This window comes from Streptomyces sp. NPDC002896 (assembly GCF_040295225.1).
Classification (GTDB): Bacteria; Actinomycetota; Actinomycetes; order Streptomycetales; family Streptomycetaceae; genus Streptomyces.
The window spans coordinates 188092-207839 of the sequence record NZ_JBEOVA010000004.1; the positions used below are offsets into that span (position 1 = coordinate 188092).

Annotated in this window: 15 protein-coding genes and 3 pseudogenes; 8 read left to right on the plus strand and 10 right to left on the minus strand. The window is 70.8% G+C overall.

Annotated features, from left to right (window positions below; genetic code table 11):
* Positions 1–320 precede the first annotated feature (320 nt).
* A complete protein-coding gene (locus tag ABT009_RS07945; protein WP_351290779.1) occupies positions 321–935 on the minus strand; it encodes a dihydrofolate reductase family protein in 615 nt (204 codons plus the stop codon).
* 552 nt (positions 936–1487) lie between these two features.
* Between ABT009_RS07945 and ABT009_RS07950 the strand changes: the two genes are divergently transcribed.
* From ABT009_RS07950 to ABT009_RS07965, 4 genes are read left to right on the plus strand one after another with little or no spacing between them, the layout of a single operon-like run.
* Entirely contained in the window at positions 1488–2417 is a 930-nt protein-coding gene (locus ABT009_RS07950; RefSeq protein WP_351290780.1) for an ABC transporter ATP-binding protein, read from the plus strand.
* A complete protein-coding gene (locus ABT009_RS07955) occupies positions 2417–3253 on the plus strand; it encodes an ABC-2 transporter permease family protein (RefSeq protein WP_351290781.1) in 837 nt (278 codons plus the stop codon). The genes ABT009_RS07950 and ABT009_RS07955 overlap by 1 nt, the downstream gene beginning before the upstream one ends.
* Before the next feature lie 26 nt (positions 3254–3279).
* Positions 3280–4680: a sensor histidine kinase gene (locus ABT009_RS07960; protein ID WP_351290783.1), complete on the plus strand. Its 1401-nt coding sequence runs from the start codon at positions 3280–3282 to the stop codon at positions 4678–4680.
* The gene (locus ABT009_RS07965) at positions 4677–5345 is read left to right on the plus strand and encodes a response regulator (RefSeq protein ID WP_351290785.1); all 669 of its coding nucleotides are present in this window, start codon (positions 4677–4679) and stop codon (positions 5343–5345) included. Before ABT009_RS07960 ends, ABT009_RS07965 begins: the two co-directional genes overlap by 4 nt.
* 294 nt (positions 5346–5639) lie before the next feature.
* On the opposite strand, the gene argG is transcribed toward ABT009_RS07965, so the two are convergent.
* From argG to ABT009_RS08000, 6 genes and pseudogenes are all read right to left on the minus strand, one after another.
* Positions 5640–7094 carry an argininosuccinate synthase gene (argG, locus tag ABT009_RS07970; protein WP_351290787.1) on the minus strand — a complete coding sequence of 485 codons (1455 nt, stop codon included), beginning with the start codon at positions 7092–7094 and terminating at the stop codon, positions 5640–5642.
* 95 nt (positions 7095–7189) lie between these two features.
* Positions 7190–7534 carry an EF-hand domain-containing protein gene (locus tag ABT009_RS07975; protein ID WP_351290789.1) on the minus strand — a complete coding sequence of 115 codons (345 nt, stop codon included), beginning with the start codon at positions 7532–7534 and terminating at the stop codon, positions 7190–7192.
* Between the two features lie 357 nt (positions 7535–7891).
* Positions 7892–8777 (minus strand): annotated as a pseudogene (locus ABT009_RS07980) (SpoIIE family protein phosphatase); the annotation flags it as partial.
* A 318-nt stretch (positions 8778–9095) separates the two neighbouring features.
* Positions 9096–9719: pseudogene (locus ABT009_RS07985) on the minus strand (PP2C family protein-serine/threonine phosphatase); the annotation flags it as partial.
* Between the two features lie 144 nt (positions 9720–9863).
* The gene (locus ABT009_RS07995) at positions 9864–11264 is read right to left on the minus strand and encodes a PP2C family protein-serine/threonine phosphatase (RefSeq protein ID WP_351290791.1); all 1401 of its coding nucleotides are present in this window, start codon (positions 11262–11264) and stop codon (positions 9864–9866) included.
* Between the two features lie 176 nt (positions 11265–11440).
* Positions 11441–11662 (minus strand): annotated as a pseudogene (locus tag ABT009_RS08000) (LLM class flavin-dependent oxidoreductase); the annotation flags it as partial.
* Between the two features lie 235 nt (positions 11663–11897).
* Between ABT009_RS08000 and ABT009_RS08005 the strand changes: the two are divergent.
* Positions 11898–13631 (plus strand): phosphatidylglycerol lysyltransferase domain-containing protein, encoded by a 1734-nt coding sequence (locus ABT009_RS08005; protein WP_351290793.1) that lies wholly within the window; start codon positions 11898–11900, stop codon positions 13629–13631.
* A 35-nt stretch (positions 13632–13666) separates the two neighbouring features.
* On the opposite strand, the gene ABT009_RS08010 is transcribed toward ABT009_RS08005, so the two are convergent.
* Genes ABT009_RS08010 through ABT009_RS08020 form a run of 3 tightly spaced genes read right to left on the minus strand, consistent with a single transcriptional unit; the run spans position 13667 to position 16708 of the window.
* Positions 13667–14464 carry a DeoR/GlpR family DNA-binding transcription regulator gene (locus ABT009_RS08010; protein WP_351290795.1) on the minus strand — a complete coding sequence of 266 codons (798 nt, stop codon included), beginning with the start codon at positions 14462–14464 and terminating at the stop codon, positions 13667–13669.
* A 42-nt stretch (positions 14465–14506) separates the two neighbouring features.
* On the minus strand, positions 14507–15511 hold the full coding sequence (pdxA, locus tag ABT009_RS08015) for a 4-hydroxythreonine-4-phosphate dehydrogenase PdxA (RefSeq protein WP_351290797.1): 1005 nt from the start codon (positions 15509–15511) through the stop codon (positions 14507–14509).
* 12 nt (positions 15512–15523) lie between these two features.
* The gene (locus ABT009_RS08020) at positions 15524–16708 is read right to left on the minus strand and encodes a four-carbon acid sugar kinase family protein (RefSeq protein ID WP_351290799.1); all 1185 of its coding nucleotides are present in this window, start codon (positions 16706–16708) and stop codon (positions 15524–15526) included.
* A gap of 287 nt (positions 16709–16995) precedes the next feature.
* On the opposite strand from ABT009_RS08020, the gene ABT009_RS08025 reads away from it, so the two are divergent.
* From ABT009_RS08025 to ABT009_RS08035, 3 genes are read left to right on the plus strand one after another with little or no spacing between them, the layout of a single operon-like run.
* Positions 16996–17976 carry an aldo/keto reductase gene (locus ABT009_RS08025; protein WP_351290801.1) on the plus strand — a complete coding sequence of 327 codons (981 nt, stop codon included), beginning with the start codon at positions 16996–16998 and terminating at the stop codon, positions 17974–17976.
* A gap of 27 nt (positions 17977–18003) precedes the next feature.
* Positions 18004–18789, plus strand: a complete 786-nt coding sequence (locus ABT009_RS08030) for an HpcH/HpaI aldolase family protein (protein WP_351290803.1) — start codon at positions 18004–18006, stop codon at positions 18787–18789.
* A complete protein-coding gene (locus ABT009_RS08035) occupies positions 18789–19724 on the plus strand; it encodes a phosphoglycerate dehydrogenase (RefSeq protein WP_351290805.1) in 936 nt (311 codons plus the stop codon). The genes ABT009_RS08030 and ABT009_RS08035 overlap by 1 nt, the downstream gene beginning before the upstream one ends.
* The last annotated feature ends 24 nt before the right edge of the window (positions 19725–19748 follow it).

The window sequence follows — 19748 nt, forward strand, 5'->3', positions numbered from 1 at the left end:
CCCCTGCGCGACGGCACAGCCCGCGCCATGCAGGGCACCACACCCGCCCACTACAGCCAGGACATCACCGACTGGCTCACCTGACTCCACCAGCAACAGATCGAGCCCTGGCGTGCCAACCACACCCACGCCCTCGCCTGACTCACCCACCGGGGCGGAGCCCCCCGCTCCCGCAGCCGCCGCTTCAACGCCTGCCACACCTGCTACATCTGGGCCGTCGACACCGGCCTCTGCCCGCACGGCCCCTTCAACGAAAGCCTCGGCCCCAACGTACGCGAGAAGGCACGGCGCGCCAGGCGGTGAGTCGGGCGCAGACGCTGCTACTGCTGGGCTTGGGACAGGTGGGCCTTGGCGTTGTCGTAGGTGGCGTTGCCGGTCGACTCGGCTGGGGCATAGACCAGGTTCAGCACTCCCGTTTGGAACGTCTCCGATGAGATCAGCCTCAGCGGGATCGAGGTCTCCCCCTCGTCGAACAACCGCATGCCCTTGCGAACAGCGATCGGGTGCACCAACAGCTGCAACTCGTCCAGCAAGCCAGCGGCCAGCAGCTGGCGGACGACCGAGACCGAGCCGCTCAGCCCGATGTTCCCGCCCGGCTCCTTCTTCAAGGCGGTGACGGCATCCACGAGGTCACCCTCGAGCTGCTCGGAGTTCCGCCAGGTGAACTCGAGCTTCTGCTTCGACACGACGATCTTGCGTACGTCGCCGAGCGTCTTGGCGAAGTCGGCATCCTCGCCGCCGGCTGCCTCCCGCTCCGGCCACGCCCCGGCGAAGCTGTCATAGGTCTTGCGACCGAACAGGACGGTGTCGGCGGTGCCGAGGGTCGCGCCGACGGCAGCGCCCATCTCGTCGTTGAAGTACGGGAAGTGCCACTGGTCGGGCGCCTCCACGACCCCATCAAGCGAGATGAACAGGCCAGCAGTGATCTTCCTCATGATGTTCCTCCAAGAGAGGTAGCCGGTGAACTCTGCCTCTAGTCAGACGACGGGAGCCGGGTAAACTCATCGGCGGCGTCATGGCCATCAGACATCCACGATCGGCGCGGCGCCTGCCGTTTCGAGACATGAACTCGTGGCCGCGTGTGTCATCACGCCAGGACAGGGCCCGCAACCCCCGCTTTCAGGCCAGCATCACAGTCAGCCACTCAGATCAATTCCCAACTCTCCAGGCGCCTAGATCCACGCCACCTCAGCGTCCCTGACAGCCGTCGCTTCCTGTCCAGGCGTCTCAAGAGCGCTGCTGGCTACTGGCCGAGCTGCACACCAGGACGGCGAACTCGCCGCCATCGGCGACGGGAATTCGCCGAGAGTCCGCTGAGTCATCCCTGAGACGTATCGGCGAAGGCCCTCCGAGTGGTACCGCGGTACCACTCGGACGCCGAAGTGTCCCCTGCGGTCCCAGGGTTGCGACCTGCCGCTCTCGTAGCTTCGAACGCAGACGCCGCGGCCCGTCCGCGGCCGAGTTCGAGGCGAGAAGGGCCCAGACCCATGATCGAAGCACGTGAGCTGACGAAGCGGTACGGCGACAAGACGGTGGTCGACCAATTGAGCTTCACCGTCAAGCCAGGTGAGGTGACCGGCTTCCTGGGCCCCAACGGCGCGGGCAAGTCCACGACCATGCGCATGATCATCGGCCTGGACTCCCCCACTGGGGGCTCGGTCACCGTCAACGGGCGCTCCTACGCCAAGCACGCCGCACCGTTGCAGGAGATCGGCACCCTGTTGGAGGCCAAGTCCGTCCACCCGGGGCGTACCGCGTTCAACCACCTGATGGCGCTCGCGCACACTCACGGCATTTCGCGCCGCCGGGTGGACGAGGTCATACAGCTGGCCGGGCTGGGCAGCGTTGCCGGCAAGCGTGTGGGCGCCTTCTCACTCGGCATGGGCCAGCGGCTCGGGATCGCCGCGGCCCTCCTCGGCGACCCGGCGGTCGTCATGCTCGACGAACCGGTCAACGGCCTCGACCCGGAGGGCGTGCTGTGGGTGCGCAATCTGCTCTCCAGGCTGGCCGACGAGGGCCGGGCCGTGATGCTCTCCTCGCACTTGATGGGCGAGACCGCGTTGATCGCCGACCATCTGGTGATCATCGGGCGCGGTCGGCTGCTCGCGGACACCACGGTGGACGACTTCGTCCGGGAGGCCGGCGGCGGTGGCGTGAAGGTCGCCACCCCCGAGGCCATGAAGCTGCGTTCGCTGCTGTCCGGTCCGGATGTCACGATCAGCTCCTCCTCCGCCGAGGAACTGCTGGTCCACGGACCTGACGCCCGTGAGATCGGGACGATCGCCGCTCAGCACGGGGTGCCGCTGTACGAACTCACCCCGCAGTCCGTCTCCTTGGAGCAGGCCTTCATGGAACTCACCCACGACGCCGTCGAGTACCACAGTGCTCCCGCCGACACCGTCCGAAAGGCCGCCTGATGACTGCCACCACCCTTTCCCCGGCGCCTGCTCACACGACGGTTCACAAGGTGACCGCCCGCCGGGTGCTGCGTTCGGAGTGGGCCAAATTCTGGTCGCTGCGCTCCAGCTGGATCACCCTGGGCGTCGCCCTGGTCCTGCTGATCGCCTTCGGCGCGATCGCCTCCGCCACCTACAGTCCCGGCGCCCCCACGAGCGACGGGCCGCCCGGCCCGGGTTCCGGCGGCGCCGGCGACGCGGTCAGCCTGGCCCTGACCGGCGTGACCTTCGCGTCGCTGGCCGTGGGCGTGCTCGGGGTGCTGATGTCCGCGGGCGAGTACAGCACCGGCATGATCCGGTCCACGCTCGCCGCGGTTCCGCGACGGCTGCCGGTCCTGTGGTCGAAGAGCGCCGTGTTCGGCGCGACCGCATTCGTCCTCACCACGATCGGCGCACTGGCCGCGTTCCAGCTGGGCACTCTGGGCCTGGACGGTGAGAAGATCGCCGTCTCCCTGGGCGACGACGGAGTGCTGCGCAGCCTGGTCGGCGCCGGCCTCTACCTGGGCCTGGTGGGTGTGTTCGGCGTGGCCCTGGGAGTGCTGGTCCGCTCATCCGCCGGGGCCATCGCGGCCCTGGTCGGCATCCTGCTCATCCTCCCCGGCCTGGCCTCGCTGCTGCCCGACTCGTGGTACGACACGATCAACCCCTACTTCCCCAGCAACGCGGGTTCGGCTGTCTACGCCCTGCACCAGTCCTCGGACGCCCTCTCGCCTGGGGCGGGGCTCGCAGTCTTCGCCGGCTGGGTGGCGCTGGCACTCGCCGGGGCTGTATACCGCCTGGTCCGGACCGACGCCTGACCGGCGAGCCGGTGAGAATGGGGCCCATGAGTCCGCAACGCGCGGCAGCCGCCGCAGACACCGCCCAGGGGACGGCGCTCCCGCCGTCCCCTGGGCTCGACGCAGCCTGGGCGCACCCGCTCCTGGGCCGTCTGCTGCGCGGCCAGAGCCACCGGCGGCAGCTGGACCGACGGCATCCGTGGCTGCTCGACACCGCGGTGGTGCTGATCGTCGCCCTCCTCAGCCTGCCCGACCTGCTCTCCAGCAGCGATCACGGTCCCTTCGGGGAAACGGGCTCCCGCGCTGAACTGCCGTCCGGTGTACTGGTCGCCTTCGCCGCGGCACTCATCATGCCGCTGTGGTGGCGTCGCAGGGCCCCGGCCGTCACGTTCTTCGTGATCTCGCTGGTGTCCCTCGCCCAGTGGTCGTTGGGCGTCTGGCAGCAGGCCGGCATCAGCACGCTCATCGCCTTGTACAGCCTGGCCCTGCACGGTTCGTTGCGGGCGCTGGGCTGGGCCGCCGCGCTGACTGTCGCCGAACTGACTTTGGCAGTCTGCTTCCTGGTGCCTCTCGAACATCCGCTGCTCGGCCTCTTCTTCCTGCTGGGGACGGCGACGGCGGCCATCGCCATCGGCCTGACGCTCCGTATCCGCCGCATGTATCTGGCGGCGCTGGAGGACCGTGCCAGGCGCTTGGAGATCGAGCACGGCCAACGCGTCCAACTCACCGCTGCCGCCGAGCGCTCCCGGGTCGCGCGCGAGATGCACGACATCGTCGGCCACAATCTCTCGGTCATGGTCAGCGTCGCCGACGGCGCCGCGACCCTCGCCGCCAACAGGAACGAGCAATCCGCCGAGGCCCTGCGCATCCTCGGCGACACCGGCCGCCAGGCCATGGGCGAACTGCGCCGCGTACTGGGCGTCCTGCGCGAGGAGCAGGAGGACGTACGGTCGCTCAGCCCGCAGCCGGGGGTCCGTGATCTGGACCCCCTGCTGGCGCGGGTGCGCGCAGCGGGGCTGACGGTGACCTACCGCACAGTGGGCGATCTCGACTCACTGGGCAGCGGCGTACAGCTCACCGTCTATCGCATCGTCCAGGAAGCACTGACCAACACGCTCAGGCACGCGGGTACGGGCTCCGCCGCCGAGGTCACGGTGGCCGCCGACGCCGGCGCAGTGCGGATACGGGTCGCCGACACCGGACCACCGCCAGGGGCGCCCGTGCGAGCGAAGCCGGGGCCGGGGACCGGCGACCCCGGGCACGGCCTGGTCGGCATCCGTCAGCGGGCCGCCATGTACGGCGGTGCCGTCACCATCGGCCCTCGCGACACCGGGCACGGGTGGATCGTGGACGTCGTGCTCGACGTGCCGTCCGCGCCCGCCCTACCGGCTTCAGGAGAACAGTCGGCATCAGGAGAACAGTCGGCTTCGGGAGAACGTCTGCCATGACCACCGTGCTGATCGCCGACGACCAGCCGTTGCAGCGCCTCGGCTTCCGCATGCTCCTGGAGGGCACCCCCGGCCTGACCCCGGTCGGCGAGGCCGCGCACGGGGCCGAGGCCGTCCGCCTGGCTGCCGAACTGCGGCCCGATGTCGTCCTCATGGACATCCGCATGCCCGGCATGGACGGCCTCGAGGCGACGCGCCGGATCGTGGCCTCCGGCGGCCGTACCCGCGTGCTCATCGTGACCACCTTCGATCTGGACGAGTACGCATACGAGGGTCTGCGGGCCGGTGCCAGTGGCTTCCTGCTCAAGGACGCCCGCCCCGAGGAGCTCGTGGCGGGCATCCAGGCGGTGGCGACCGGCGACGCCGTCGTGGCACCGAGCCTGACCCGGCGTCTGCTGGACGCCTACGCCCACCAGGTGCTCGCACCGACCGAGGCTCCCGCGGCCGTGGATCCCCGGCTGCAGACGCTCAGCGACCGCGAACGAGAGGTACTGGTCGCCATCGGCCAGGGCTGGACGAACACGGAGATCGCCGAACGGCTCGTACTCACCGAGTCCACGGTGAAGAAGCACGTCGGACGGGTCCTCGCCAAGATCGGGGCACGCGACCGCATCCAGGCCGTGATCATGGCGTACGACGCCGGGCTGGTCAGGGCGAAGCCGTAGCCCACCCGCAGGGTGCCGCGAGCTCAAGAGCCGACGCGGTGGAACTCCTCACGGCAAGCCGGCGCCGGGCTCGGTGACACTGGCGCCGGGAGAGATCGCGGTGGTACCGGAGCCACGGCGCGGCTGACGAGACAGGCCCCGGCAGTTGACCGGCCGAGGCCCGACCTCGTATGTCAGGCACGTGGTGGCCGTCCCCGGGTAGCAGAAAGGGCCGGCTCGACGCCGTTGGCGCCGAGCCGGCCTTTTCGGTGGTGCACACCCAGAGGTGCCGAGCCTTCCGCTCGACAGTGCGGGTCAGTCCGTGCCGGACTCCATCGCGGCGCGGTCCAGCAGCTCGTCGTCAGCGGAGACCTCGCCGCGGGAGGCGATGGCCTGGGCGCCGCCCTCAGGCATCTCCGGCATGGTGCCGATGAGCCCGGTCGCGGCCGCCTGGGCGGCACCGATGGCGGGACTGCCGGTGCCGATCAGGCCGAGCCCGGCGTACTGCTCCAGCTTGGCGCGGGAGTCGGCGATGTCGAGGTTGCGCATGGTGAGCTGGCCGATCCGGTCCACCGGGCCGAACGCGGAGTCCTCGGTGCGCTCCATGGACAGCTTGTCCGGGTGGTAGCTGAACGCCGGGCCTGTGGTGTCGAGGATCGAGTAGTCCTCACCGCGCCGCAGGCGCAGGGTGACCTCGCCGGTGATGGCCGAGCCGACCCAGCGCTGCAGCGACTCGCGGACCATCAGCGCCTGCGGGTCGAGCCAGCGGCCCTCGTACATCAGCCGGCCAAGGCGCCGTCCCTCGTTGTGGTACTGGGCGAGGGTGTCCTCGTTGTGGATCGCGTTGACCAGGCGCTCGTACGCCGTGTGCAGCAGGGCCATGCCGGGGGCCTCGTAGATGCCGCGGCTCTTGGCCTCGATGATCCGGTTCTCGATCTGGTCCGACATGCCCATGCCGTGGCGGCCGCCGATGGCGTTGGCCTCCATCACCAGGTCGACGGCGGAGGTGAACTCCTTGCCGTTGATCGTCACCGGGCGGCCCTGGTCGAAGCCGATCGTCACGTCCTCGGTGGCGATCTCGACTTCAGGGTCCCAGAACCGCACGCCCATGATCGGCTCCACGGTCTCCACGCCGGTGTCGAGGTGCTCCAGGGTCTTGGCCTCGTGGGTGGCGCCCCAGATGTTGGCGTCGGTGGAGTACGCCTTCTCCGTGCTGTCGCGGTAGGGAAGGTCGTGGGCGAGAAGCCACTCCGACATCTCCTTGCGGCCGCCGAGCTCGGTCACGAAGGCCGCGTCCAGCCAAGGCTTGTAGATCCGCAGGTGCGGGTTGGCGAGCAGGCCGTACCGGTAGAACCGCTCGATGTCGTTGCCCTTGAAGGTCGAGCCGTCGCCCCAGATCTGTACGTTGTCCTCGAGCATCGCCCGGACCAGGAGGGTGCCCGTGACGGCGCGGCCCAGCGGCGTGGTGTTGAAATAGGCACGCCCGCCCGAGCGGATGTGGAACGCCCCGCAGGTGAGCGCGGCCAGGCCCTCCTCGACCAGCGCCGCGCGGCAGTCGACCAGGCGCGCGATCTCGGCACCGTAGGTCTTCGCACGGCCGGGCACCGAGGCGATGTCGGGCTCGTCGTACTGGCCGATGTCGGCGGTGTAGGTGCACGGGACGGCGCCCTTGTCGCGCATCCACGCGACCGCGACCGAGGTGTCGAGGCCGCCCGAGAAGGCGATGCCGACGCGCTCGCCGGCGGGAAGGGAGGTGAGGACCTTGGACATAGGAAGATTATGCATGACTCCGCATCATCATGCAAAGGTGATTCGGGTCCTATGCCGCCGGGTCAGACCCGCTGCGGTTCGTGTAACCTCCGCGCTCACTCCCCTCCACTGGTCTCCAATGTCCCCGTGCTTACAGAACCGCACCCGCGGGTGAGTCTCCCCCGGCGGTGCGTCGAAGGCCGCTCGGCGTTGCCAGCCGGGTTACCCAAAGCCGTGTGCAGCACGATGAACTCTGGCCGGTCGAGGGCGCCGTCCTCGTCGGTGTCAACGAGGTCGAACAGTGCGCCGAGTGCTGGTGAGCAGATGTTGTCGAACGGCTCGACGCCAACCCACGCCACGTACTCGTCGAGGGTCATCTTTCCGTCGCCGTCCTTTCCGTCGCCGTCCGCGTCCATCGCTGCCCATGCCCGTTCACCGGCCGCGTGTGCGTGGAGGACCATGGGGTCTTCTTCTTCCACGCTGCGTCCCGTCGCTACTGTCACCCGGTCGATGGGCGTGAAGTGTCCAGCCAGCGAGGCCGATGGCGGCGGAGTCGGCGTCCTGTGCACGGGCACCGGCCACGTGACGTACGACCCGCCGCTGACCCTTGTCTCACGCAGGACGCACATCCACGTCGAGGCGGGGTACACGTGCGCCGTCACCCCCGGCCCGACCGTACCGGCTCATGGCGTTCTGGACGGGGGGTCTCCGGCGGCGTCCTGCCTCGCCCAGGCCAGCTCCCGTCCCACGAAGCGGATCGGCGCGAGGAGTGACCTACGTGGTCGGGGCGCCTACACAGAGGCCATGTCATAGGTCGCCTACACGGAGGCCCATGTCATGGGCCCGGCAGACTCGTTCAGCTCGGCCCAGACCGTCTTGCCGTGCCGGGCGTGGCGCGTTCCCGAGCGCTCGGCGAGCTGGGCGACCAGGAGCAGGCCGCGCCCGCCCTCGTCGAAGACACGGGCCCGGCGCAGGTTCGGCGTGGTGCTGTTGGCGTCGGAAACCTCGCACATGAGGGTGCGGTCGTGGATCAGGCGCAACCCGATGGGGGCCGGCCGTAGCGGATGGCGTTGGTGACCAGTTCGCTGACCACCACTTCCGTGGTGAAGGCGAAATCTTCCAGTCCCCAGATACTCAGCTGCTCGGAGACGCTCGACCGGGTCTGGGCGACGACTGCGGGATCGGCGTCCAGGTCCCAGTTGGCGACCTGGCCGACCCCCAGGGTGTAAGTGCGGGCAAGGAGCAGTGCGACGTCGTCGTGTGGTCGAGCGGGCAGCAGGGTTTCGAGCACGGTGTCGCAGGTGGCTTCCAGGTAGGGAGCGGGCTGGGCAAGGGCGTGGCGCAGCAGGCTCAGGCATCGATGTCGCGGTCGCGGGCTGCGATCAGGCCGTCGGTGTAGAGGGCGATGATGCTGCCTTCGGGCAGGTCGACCTCCGCCGCTTCGAACGGCAGGCCGCCCAGGCCGAGCGGCGGGCCTGCGGGCAGGTCGAGGAGGTCGACGGCTCCGTCCCGGGTCACCACGGTCGGCAGCACGTGCCCCGCGCGGGCGAGGGTGCAATGGCGGGGGACGGGATCGTAGACGGCGTACAGGCAGGTGGCGCCGACATCGCCGGCGGCTTCGGTGTCCGGATCGGTGGAGGCTTCGGCGGACAAGCGGAGGACGACGTCGTCGAGGTGCGTGAGGAGTTCGTCGGGCGGCAGGTCACGGGGGAGCGGGCCGACGTGCTGGACGTGCGGCGCTGCTCCACTCACAGCTACAAGGGCACACAGTTGTACACCTGCCGCGCAACGTGGCGTTTCTCCGACGAGCGTACCGGCGAGGGGTATATCGACGCGGGCACCGAGCCGACGAGGAAGGGCTCCACAGTGTTCGCCGGCGATGGCTGGGGATACCGCTCGCGTGGCGATCTGCTGGGCTCGGTGCTGCCCGAGGCCGGGGTCTTCCTGCTGGTACTTGGCGAACTGGCCGTCTTGCTGGTCATCCCCCGGTTCGGGCGCAGGCGCGGCTATACGCTGCCGCGCGAAATCGGCCAGGGTGCGTACCGCGATCCGCAGCCGGCCCATGGTGGCCGCGGCGTGGATGCCGCGGCCGACCACGTCGCCCACCACGAGGGCGACACGCGCTCCTGACAGCGGGATGACGTCGTACCAGTCGCCGCACACACCGGCCTGGGCGCCTGCGGGCAGGTAGCGGCAGGCGACCTCCACGGCGGACTGCCGTGGCGCATGCCGCGGGAGAAGGCTGCGCTGCAGGGTGAGAGCGGTGGCGCGCGCGTGCGTGTAGCGGCGGGCGTTGTCGACGGCCACCGCCGCCCGGGCGGCGATCTCCTGCGCAAGAAGCAGATCGTCGTCGTCGAAGAGGTCTGGGCTGCGGTGGCGGAAGAACTGCACGACGCCCAGCGTGGCGCCACGGGCGAGCAGCGGCACCACCAGCATCGAGTGGATCGCATGGTCGTCGACGGCGAGGCCCTGATCCGGGTTCGCCGCCGACCGGTCCGGGACTCGGGAGGCCTCGAGACGGTGCCGGGACGGCTGCCCGGTGGCCAGGGCGCGCGCCGGCGGCAATCCGTCCGGATAGGTGTGGAGCTGCTGCGGCGCGATCGTCCAGTCCGGGCAGCCCTCCATCACCGACTGCTGCGCGACTCGGCACAACATGAGCGGGCCCACCAGCGCGGTGTCCTGTCCGCCGCGAGTTCGAAACCTTCTACAACGAGCACCGGCCGCACCGAACGCTGAAGCAAGCCACGCCCTTTCGCCCACTACCCGAACCGATCAACGTGCCAGCGCACATCAGACACCTGGAAGTCCGCCGACGAGACCGACTCGGCGGAACCCTTCACGAGTACCGACATGCTGCTTGACCAGGCCGGATGATTTATCGGCACCCGCAGAGTTCGTCGACCGCCTCGGCTTCAGCCAGTACCCGGCTCGGTTGCCCTTCAGGCGCCGTTGAACCCGGCGACGTGTGGCCGATCTCCAACGCCAGGCCCAGCACGACAGCCAGGCGCCCGGACGCAGCCAGGGCAACAAAAAGGGGGAACCGTAGGTCCGCCCTGTCTCTGAGCCCGGGTCAGACTGCATGCGGCGGATCGCGACCACGGCCGCGTCGTCATTCAGATGGCCGTGGACGTGAGCCAGCAGGTCGTCCCGCAGGAGACGCAGCAGCTCCTCGGGGTCTTCCTTGGTCCACTCGGGCACCCGTTCGGTAAAGGGGTAGAAGACTCCGTCGGCATTGCGTGCTTCGATGACGCCGTCCGTGTAGAGGAGCAACAGGTCGCCGACCTCGAACGGGAACGTCTGGACGTCGTACTCTGCGATGCCGAAGAGCCCGCCGAACCCGATCGGAAGGTGGCTCGCCTCGGGCACGAGCGTCGTGATGCGATGCCCGTGGAGCACGAGCGGTGGTGGGTGGCCGCAGGCGATGAGGTGGACCACCGCATCGTGGTCGGGGATGTCGAGCAGCATGGCGGTGGCGAAGTCCTCGCTCGCGTCCTGCTCCGCATCTTCTTGCCACTGGTTCGTGTCCCAGCGGAACGCCGCGTCCAGGTGGACGGCCAGGCGTGGCAGCGTGGCCTGCCGATGGGCGGCCGCGCGAAAGGCGCCCAACAGCAGGGCGGCGTTGTTGATCGCGGCCAGACCGTTGCCGCGTACGTCGCCGATCAGGAGCCGGGTGCTGTGGTGGGCGGTCCGCGCGGCCGCGTACAGGTCTCCGCCCAGGTCGGCTTCCTCCTCGGCCGGGAGGTACAGGCCGGCGATCCGCAGCGGACCACTGCGCCCGGGCAGCGGCTGCAGCAGGACACTCTGCGCGGCTGCGGCCACCGACCGCACCCGGTGCAACTGCCGCTCGCGCCGACCCCGCACCACGCAGAAGGCGACACAGAGGATGGAGACGACGACCAGGGCAGCGATCTGAGCCTGCACGTTGGCAGTGGACAGGACTCCTCTGAGCACCCCGATCAGCACCTGGGCCGCGACCGCGAGCACCCCCATCAGCGCCGTCACGCGAGCGCCGGCGATGGCCACCGTGATCGCGGGAGCCGCCACCAGCAGCGGGCCGAGATGGATGTGCGCCGGAGACAACACATCGGCCACACAGACCGCGACGATCAGCCCCAGCGGGATCACCATCAGCGCGGGCGCATGACCCGGCCGCCAGGAAGGCCGGAACTCCATCCACGGTCGAATGACCATGCCACAAGCCTTGCACCTACCTCCGCCTACGGGTGTGAGCCGCTCCGGTGCCGGGATTCGAGGGCCCTCGCCGCAGGACCGCCGTCCGTCCGGTGTACGAGGTGCGGGCCCAGGCCCACCGGGCGGCGCGACCGGCGTGTTCGGCCGCTACGGGCAGCCCTCGACGGTGGCAGGGCTCAGGACGCGCCGTCGACCTCTCGCACCAGTTCGATCGCCCTGGCCAGGGTGGCGAGGCGGGCCTCCAGGGTCTCCCCGGCCGGGTAGAGGCGCACGGTGTCGACGCCGGCGTCGCGCCAGGTCCGGAGCCGCTCGCGCACCATGGTTTCGGTACCGATCAGCGTGGCGGCCAGCACCATCTCGTCGGTCACCCGGGCTGTCGCGCCGTCCCAGTCACCGGCGTGGGCGGACAAGTAGACGGGGTCGGAGATTTACCGTCCGCGGGACTGCTCACGTCTGCGCGCTGTGAGTGATGCTTAAGGAGTCCCAGACCTGTGCCGCGGCAGTCGTGCCGTCCGTTCTCCCAGTCCCGGTCTGCCGGTGTCCGGCCTCTCGAGGTGACGATCAGTCGTGTCAGTGCAGCAGCCAGCACGGCCCAGGGAAGAGAAGGGGCCGCGGTCACGTCGGAGCGTCCAAATGACGGCTCCGCCCCGCTACCGTTCGCGGTTGCGAAAGGGGGCAGCGGACGCCACGGTCTGGTACCTCCGTCTGGTCGCCCTGCTCAATCTGGTGGCGGTCGTCTCGGTGGCGTTCCGCGAGGAAGTGCGCGAACACAACGTCGGTGAGTACTTCACCCCGTATCTGGCCACCGCGGGCCTGGTCTCGACGGTACTGGCATTGTTCCTGGCCGTCGTGATGCGACGCCGCAAACGGGCCGCGTGGATCTTCAACATGCTGCTGGCCGGGCCTCTGTTCGCCCTCTACGTGCTTGCTCTCACGCAAGACGAGTACCGCGAGCACGGCTTCAACTGGTTCTCCGTCGTTCTGACCGGCCTGTTCGTCCTGGCATTGCTGGTCGGGCGCAAGGAATTCCGGGCAGTGGGTGACCGCTCCAACGTGGGACTGGCATTGGCGGTCCTGGTCGGCGGCATCCTGGTGGGCGGTGCCATCAGCACTCTGCTGGTGAAGGTCACCAACCGGCTGTCGGGCGCATCTCTGGAGGACCTGATCTTCTACGCCCTGCTGCGTGGCATGACTGTCGGTCCGCTCGCTGACCGGTTCGCCACCGTGGACGCTCCACGTTGGGTGGATGTGCTGATCAACGTGCTGATCGCGCTGATCTTCCTCCTTGTGCTGTACGCGTGCTTCCGCGCCCCGCGCGGTCGCGAGCGGCTCGGCGAGGAAGACGAACAGCGCCTGCGCGAGCTTCTGGAGAAGCACGGTGAACGCGATTCGCTCGGCTATTTCGCACTGCGCCGGGACAAGGCCGCCATCTTCTCGCCGAGTGGCAAGGCCGCGATCGCCTACCGGGTGGTCGGCGGTGTCACCCTCGCCTCCGGCGACCCGATCGGCGACCCGGAGGCATGGCCGGGCGCCATCGAGGAGTGGCTGAAGGAAGCACGCCTGCATGCCTGGGTGCCCGCCGTGATGGGCGCAGGTGAGGAGGCCGGCACCATATACGCTCGCCAGGGCCTGGACGCCCTGGAACTGGGCGACGAGGCCGTCGTGGACCGCGCCGAATTCACCCTCGGTGGGCGGGCCATGCGCGGTGTCAGACAGGCCTGCAACCGGGTCCGTCGGGCCGGGTACTCCGTGCGCTTCCGTCGGCACGAGGACATTCCTGAGACGGAGATGGCCGCCCTGATCGACAAGGCGGACCGCTGGCGGGACAGCGAGACCGAGCGCGGCTTCTCGATGGCCCTTGGACGTCTCGGCGATCCGGCCGACGGGCGCTGCGTGATGGTCGAGTGCCACGACGGCGAAGGGAGGCTACGGGCCCTGCTCAGCTTCGTGCCCTGGGGCGACAAGGGGCTCTCGCTGGATCTGATGCGACGGGACCGCAGCTCTGACAACGGGCTCATGGAATTCATGGTCGTCGAACTGTTGCTGCGCGCCCAGGAAGTCGGCGTGGAACGGCTGTCGCTGAATTTCGCGATGTTCCGATCCGTCTTCGAACGCGGCAGCCGGCTGGGGGCCGGGCCGGTGCTGCGCCTCTGGCGTGCGGTGCTGACCTTCTTCTCGCACTGGTGGCAGATCGAGTCGCTGTACCGGGCGAACGCCAAGTACAGGCCGGTCTGGGAGCCCCGCTATCTGTTGTTCGAGAAGAGCAGTGAGCTCCCGCGCATCGGCATCGCCAGCGCCCGCGCGGAGGGATTCATCGCCACACCGAGCCTGCCCGCCCTCTTCCGCCGCCGGCGCACGCCCGCATGAATCGACGAGCAAGGGATTTGACTGAGGGCGGCCGCTCACTCCCCGGCGGGCGGGGCGATCTCGACCCGTACGCCGCGGGCCTCGAAGGCGCGGATCTGTGCGGCGGGCGCCGACGCGTCCGTCACCAGCGTCCACTCGCCCGCGAGCGTCGCCCAGGCGTGGAACGGTGCGCGGCCCAGCTTCGCGCCGTGGGCCAGTACGTAGACGTGGTCGGCGCGGCGGGACATCAGTTCTTTGAGGCGGGTTTGGCGCAGGTCCGCCTCGCAGATGCCGCGGTCGACCGTGACCCCGTCGGCGCCGAGGAAGACGCGGTCGAACGACATGCGCTCCAGGGCGGCCTCTGTGAGCGGGCCGACGAAGCCCTGGCTGAGCGGGCGCAGCGTCCCGCCGAGGCACTCGACGTGCACGCCCTCCGCATCCGCGAGGGCGTGCAGCGCGGTCAGACCTGTCGTCGCGATCGTCAACTCCTTTGCCGCGCGCAGCTCGTGGGCCAGCGCGCCCACCGTCGTACCGGCGTCGAGCAGCAGCGTCTCGCCCGGCTCGACCTGCCGCGCCGCCCACTGCGCGATGGCCCGCTTCTCCTCGTACGCCTCGCCCGTGCGCTGGCGCAGCGACGCCTCCGGGTGCGCGGCGAGGGCCATCGCGCCGCCGTAGGTGCGGGCCAGGCGTCCCTCGGTGGTCAGGCGTGCGAGGTCGCGGCGGATGGTGGACGGGGTGACGTCGAAGAGCTGGGAGAGTTCCTCGACGCTGGCGAGGCCGGTGGTGGTGGCCAGGTGCACGATGCGGTCGCGGCGGGCTTGGGAGGTTCGTCCCGGGGATGGGGTGGGCGGCATCTGCTTGGTCCTCTGCGGTGCGGCTGTACGGGGGACGAAGGTTCAGGCCGCGGGCGCCGTCGCCATCTCGGCCGCCTGGCGCAGCGCCTCGACCATGCTACCGGCCTCGGCCTTGCCGGTTCCGGCGATGTCGAAGGCGGTGCCGTGGTCGACGGAGGTGCGGATCACGGGCAGTCCTACGGTGAGGTTGACGCCCGCCTCGATACCGAGGACCTTGACCGGGCCGTGGCCCTGGTCGTGGTACATCGCCACGATCAGGTCGTAGTCGCCGCGGGAGGCGAGGAAGAAGGCGGTGTCGGCGGGGAGCGGGCCGCGTGCGTCGACGCCCTCGGCGCGCAGCTTCTCCAGGGCGGGGACGATCTTCTCTTCCTCCTCGCCGTAGCCGAAGAGGCCGTTTTCGCCGGCGTGCGGGTTGATGCCGCAGACGCCGATGACGGGGTTGGGCGTGCCCGCGCGGACCATCGCTTCGTGGCCGCGGCGGACGGTGCGCTCGACCAGGCCCGGCTCGATGCGGTTGACGGCGTCGATCAGGCCGATGTGGGTGGTGACGTGGATGACCTTGACCTTCTCGGTCGACAGCATCATCGACACCTCGTCGGTGCCGGTGAGGTGGGCGAGGAGTTCGGTGTGGCCGGGGTAGATGTGGCCGGCCGCGTGCAGGGCCTCCTTGTTGAGGGGAGCGGTGCAGATGGCGTGTACCTCGCCGGCGACGGCGAGTTCGGCGGCGCGCTTGATGTACTCGTATGCGGCGTTGCCCGAGACGGTTGAGAGTTTGCCCCAGGGCAGGTCGGCGGGGAGCAGTTGGAGGTCGACGACGTTGACGCGGCCGGGCGTGAACTCGGCGTCGCGGGGGTGGTCGACGGCCACGACGGTCGCGTTCAGGCCGAGGATGCGGGCGGCCTCGCGCAGCCGGTGGGCGTCGCCGATGGCGACGGGGCGGCAGCGGGTGAGCACAGCGTCGTCGAGCAGGGCCGCGATGACGACCTCGGGGCCGATACCGGCGCCGTCGCCCATGGTGACGGCGATGAGCGGGAGCGGGGCGGGCATGTCGGGTTCCTCCTAGGGGCGGAGCAGGTCGGGCCGGAGTGCGGTGGCGATACGGCGCAGGGAGTCCGCGGCGCCGTAGCTGCCGGGGCGGGTGACGACCGTGCGGCCGTCGGGGGTGCGGGAGCGGACGGCGCCGTGGTGGATCTCGCCGAGGGGCGCCAGCTCCCGTATGCCCAGGGCGTCCAGGGCGACGCGGGCCGTCTCGCCGCCGGTCAGGACGAGGTCGGGGCGGCCGGGGTAGGTCAGGGCGAGCGCGGCGAGGGCCGTGCTCAGGGCGCGGCCTGCGCCGGGGCTGAGGCCTGCCGAACCGTCGATGGAGAGCACGGTCGGCGCGGTGCCCGTGACGTCGGGCAGGCGGGCGGTGCCGGACGTCAACTCGCCCGGATCCAGCGGCACATGGTGCGCGCCGAGCGCGGTGAGTTGCGCGATCTGCGCAACCGCGCCGGGTTCCGCGGTCCCCACGACGAAGAGCAGCGGGGCGGTGCTCTTCTCCGGGGCGGCGACGGGTGTCCGCTCGAGGGCCCTGCCGAGCGCCGCTGCAAGTCCCCCGCTGCCCAGGAGCCGGAACCCCGCCCCGAGCCGCAGCGCCGCTGCGGCGATGGCGTCCAGGTCGGCGTCGGTCTCGGCCTCGGGTATCGGGTGCGCCCCTGCGGCGGCGATCCGGCGGAACTCCGCGTCCAGGGCGTCGGGTGCGGCGCGTACGACATTGAGCGGGACGGTCCGGACCGCGAGGCCTGTGAGCGCCTCGGCGATCGAGCGCGGCGCCGCGGACCGCTCCGCGCGCCAGCCGTCCGTGCGGTGCAGCGCAACGCCGTCCAGGTGCACCACGCCGCCGGTCACCGTGCGCCGGGCGGCGGGCAGTGCGGGCGCGATGACCAGGGCCTTCGCACCCTCGGCGTATGCGGCGGCCTCCGCGGCGAGGTTGCCGCGCAGCTGGGAGTCGACCTTCTTGTACAGCAGCCGGTCCCGCACCCCGTGCAGCGTCTTCCGCACGGCCTCGGCCGCGGCGGCGGATGGCAGATGGCGGCTGTCGAGATCCACGACGAGGTCGCCGTCGGCACCGGCCACCGTGTCGGCGGTGAGCGACAGACGGACGGCCCCGCCGAGCGCGCAGGCGGTCTCGGCCGCGCCCGACAGGTCGTCGGCGAGCGCGAGTACGGCCGGGGATCGGAACGGGTGGGATGGCTGCGAAGCCACAGGATCGAACCTCCTCGGGAACGCCCGACGTCGGGCGGCCCCGGTCGGATCATGGCACACGCTGCGCGATTCGCGCGAGACCCCTTGCGCAATTCACGCAGCCATGCGAGCGTTCCTCTGGCGCCGACGCCTGTCACCCGCGGACTTTGACGCCACCTGCGTACCCCGCACACCTGCCGCGTCTCCTCGCTGAGCCACCCGCGTCGAACCACCCGGGATGCGCCCCTCGCACACGCCCTCGCACCACCGGCACCGCCCGCCGTTGCCCGCCCTGGAAGGAACCCGCCGTGACCGTCGGCCATGAACTCCCGCACGTCCCCGTCCCGTTGTCCCGTCTGGTCCTCGGCACGATGACCTTCGGCGACACCGCGGACCGTGCGACGGCCGCCGCGATGCTGGACGCCGCGCTGGATGCGGGCATCACCGGCGTCGACACCGCGAACGGCTACGCGGGCGGTGAGAGCGAGCGCATCCTCGCCGAGCTGCTCCCGGGACGCCGCGACCGGATCGTGCTCGCCACCAAGGCCGGCATCCCGCACCCCGACCAGGGCGAGCACGCCCCGCTCTCCGCCGAGGGCCTGCGCGCCGCACTGGACGGCAGCCTGAAGCGGCTGGGCACCGACCGCGTCGACCTCTTCTACCTGCACCAGCCGGACCGGGCCACGCCGCTCGCCGAAACCCTCGCGGCCGTCGCCGAGTTCGTACGGGACGGAAAGGTCCTCGCCCTCGGTGTCTCCAACTTCGCCGCCTGGCAGATCGCCGAGCTGAACCGGGTGGCCGACGAGGTCGGCGCGCCACGGCCGGTCGTCGCCCAGCAGCTGCACAACCTGCTCGCGCGCCGCGTCGAGGAGGAGTACGTCGAGTTCGCCGCGACCACCGGGCTGCGCACGATGGTCTACAACCCGCTCGGCGGCGGCCTGCTCACCGGCCGCCACACCTTCGAACAGGCCCCAGGCAGTGGCCGGTTCGGCGACTCCAAGCTCGCCGCGATGTACCGCGAGCGGTACTGGAACGAGGACCTCTTCCGCGCCGTCGCCGACCTCACCCGTATCGCCGCCGACGCGGGCCTGCCGCTGACCGAGCTCGCCCTGCGCTGGCTGCTGACCCGCCCCTCCACCGACGCGCTGCTGCTCGGCGGCTCCAAGGCCGACCACCTCAAGGCCAACATCGCCGCCGCGGCCGCGGGCGAGCTGCCCGCCGACGTGCTGGCCGCCTGCGACGAGGTGGGCGCCCGGCTGCGCGGCCCGATGCCCGCCTACAACCGCTGACTTCCCCCACCCCCAGGAGACTTTCGTATGGCAACCGGCCGCACCCCCGCCGAGTTCACCGCCGCCCTGCGCGCCCGCGAGCAGCTCATCGGCTACTGGTCCCTGCTCGACTCGCCGATCGCCGCCGAGCGTCTGGCCCGCATCGGCTACGACTACCTCGCCTTCGACGCCCAGCACGGCCTCTTCGGCTACCAGGGCATGCTGGGCAACCTCCTGGCGACCGACACCAAGGGCTCCACGGCCGTCGGCATGGTGCGCGTGGAGGCCAACGACCTCACGTACATCGGCAAGGCGCTCGACGCGGGCGCGACCGCCGTCATCGTCCCGCTGGTCAGCACCGCGCAGGACGCCGCCGACGCCGTCGCCGCCGTGCGCTACCCGCCCCTCGGCCGCCGCTCGTACGGCCCGATGCGCGCGCAGCTGCGGATCGGCCCGAACCCTGCCGACACCCACGACCAGACCGCCGTCCTCGCGATGATCGAGACGGCCGACGGCCTCGCGAACGTCGAGGAGATCTGCGCGACGCCCGGCCTCGACGGGGTCTACGTCGGCCCGTCCGACCTGCGTCTCGCGATCGGCGGCGCGACCTCCACGGACCCGTCCGTACAGGAGGAGTTCGAGCAGGCCCTGGCCCGTGTCCGGAAGGCGGCCGAGGCGGCGGGCATAGCGGCCGGCATCCACAACGCCGACGGCGCGAGCGCCGCCCGCCGCCTCGCCGAGGGCTACACGTTCGCCACCGTCGCGGCCGACGTCGTCCACCTGCAGCAGATCGCCACGTCCCACCTCGAGGCGGCCCGCGGCGGAGCGCGCTGATGCCCACGACACTCATCACGACGCCCACCTTCGCCCGCCACGCGGACCGCCCCTGGCAGATCCTTAAGGAAGCGGACGCGGGCCCCCGGCGCCTGCCCACCGCCGAACTCCTGCAACACGCCGCCGAAGCCGACGCCCTGATCGTCGGCATGGACCCGATCACCGCCGAGGTGATGGACGCCGCGCCCCGCCTCAAGGTGATCGCCAAGCACGGCGTCGGCGTGGACACCATCGACATGGCCGCCGCCCGCACGCGCGGGATCCCCGTGGTGTGCGCGCCGGGCAGCAACTCCCGTGCCGTGGCCGAGTACACCTTCGGCCTGCTGCTGTCGGCGACGCGCTCGCTGACCGCCTCGCACACCGAGGTCGCGGCGGGCGGCTGGCCGAAGCTGTTCGGCCCCGAACTGCACGGCAAGACCCTCGGCATCGTCGGCTTCGGCCGGATCGGGCGGCTGCTCGCCGGTTACGCCCGCGCCTTCGGGATGGAGCTGCTGGCCCACGACCCGTACGTCCAGGGCGACGACATCCGCGCGCACGGCGCCGAACCTGCCGCCCTCGACGACCTGTTGGCGCGCGCCGACGCCGTCAGCCTGCACACCCCGCCCGACCCGTCCGGCGCGCCGCTGCTCGACCGCGCCCGCCTCGCCGCGATGAAGCCGGGAGCCGTCCTGGTCAACGCCGCGCGCGGCGGCCTCGTCGACGAGCACGCGCTCGCCGAACTGCTCGGCTCGGGACACCTCGGGGCCGCGGCCCTCGACGCGTTCAGCACCGAGCCGCTGCCCGCCGACCACCCCCTGCGCATGGCGCCCCGCACCCTGCTCACCTCTCACATGGCCGCCTGCACCCCCGAGGCCAACCAGGCCATGGGCGCGATGGTCGCCGAGGACGTCGTCCGCGTGCTCGCGGGCGAGGCGCCCCACCATCAGGCCCGCTAAAAACCCCGTCACCCCGAGGAACGC

Bases quoted from the DNA above. Each gene is read 5' to 3' on its own strand.
- ABT009_RS07945 (WP_351290779.1), bottom strand. From the start codon at position 935: ATGAGGAAGATCACTGCTGGCCTGTTCATCTCGCTTGATGGGGTCGTG.
- ABT009_RS07950 (WP_351290780.1), top strand. From the start codon at position 1,488: ATGATCGAAGCACGTGAGCTGACGAAGCGGTACGGCGACAAGACGGTG.
- ABT009_RS07955 (WP_351290781.1), top strand. From the start codon at position 2,417: ATGACTGCCACCACCCTTTCCCCGGCGCCTGCTCACACGACGGTTCAC.
- ABT009_RS07960 (WP_351290783.1), top strand. From the start codon at position 3,280: ATGAGTCCGCAACGCGCGGCAGCCGCCGCAGACACCGCCCAGGGGACG.
- ABT009_RS07965 (WP_351290785.1), top strand. From the start codon at position 4,677: ATGACCACCGTGCTGATCGCCGACGACCAGCCGTTGCAGCGCCTCGGC.
- argG (WP_351290787.1), bottom strand. From the start codon at position 7,094: ATGTCCAAGGTCCTCACCTCCCTTCCCGCCGGCGAGCGCGTCGGCATC.
- ABT009_RS07975 (WP_351290789.1), bottom strand. From the start codon at position 7,534: ATGGTCCTCCACGCACACGCGGCCGGTGAACGGGCATGGGCAGCGATG.
- ABT009_RS07995 (WP_351290791.1), bottom strand. From the start codon at position 11,264: ATGGTCATTCGACCGTGGATGGAGTTCCGGCCTTCCTGGCGGCCGGGT.
- ABT009_RS08005 (WP_351290793.1), top strand. From the start codon at position 11,898: ATGACGGCTCCGCCCCGCTACCGTTCGCGGTTGCGAAAGGGGGCAGCG.
- ABT009_RS08010 (WP_351290795.1), bottom strand. From the start codon at position 14,464: ATGCCGCCCACCCCATCCCCGGGACGAACCTCCCAAGCCCGCCGCGAC.
- pdxA (WP_351290797.1), bottom strand. From the start codon at position 15,511: ATGCCCGCCCCGCTCCCGCTCATCGCCGTCACCATGGGCGACGGCGCC.
- ABT009_RS08030 (WP_351290803.1), top strand. From the start codon at position 18,004: ATGGCAACCGGCCGCACCCCCGCCGAGTTCACCGCCGCCCTGCGCGCC.
- ABT009_RS08035 (WP_351290805.1), top strand. From the start codon at position 18,789: ATGCCCACGACACTCATCACGACGCCCACCTTCGCCCGCCACGCGGAC.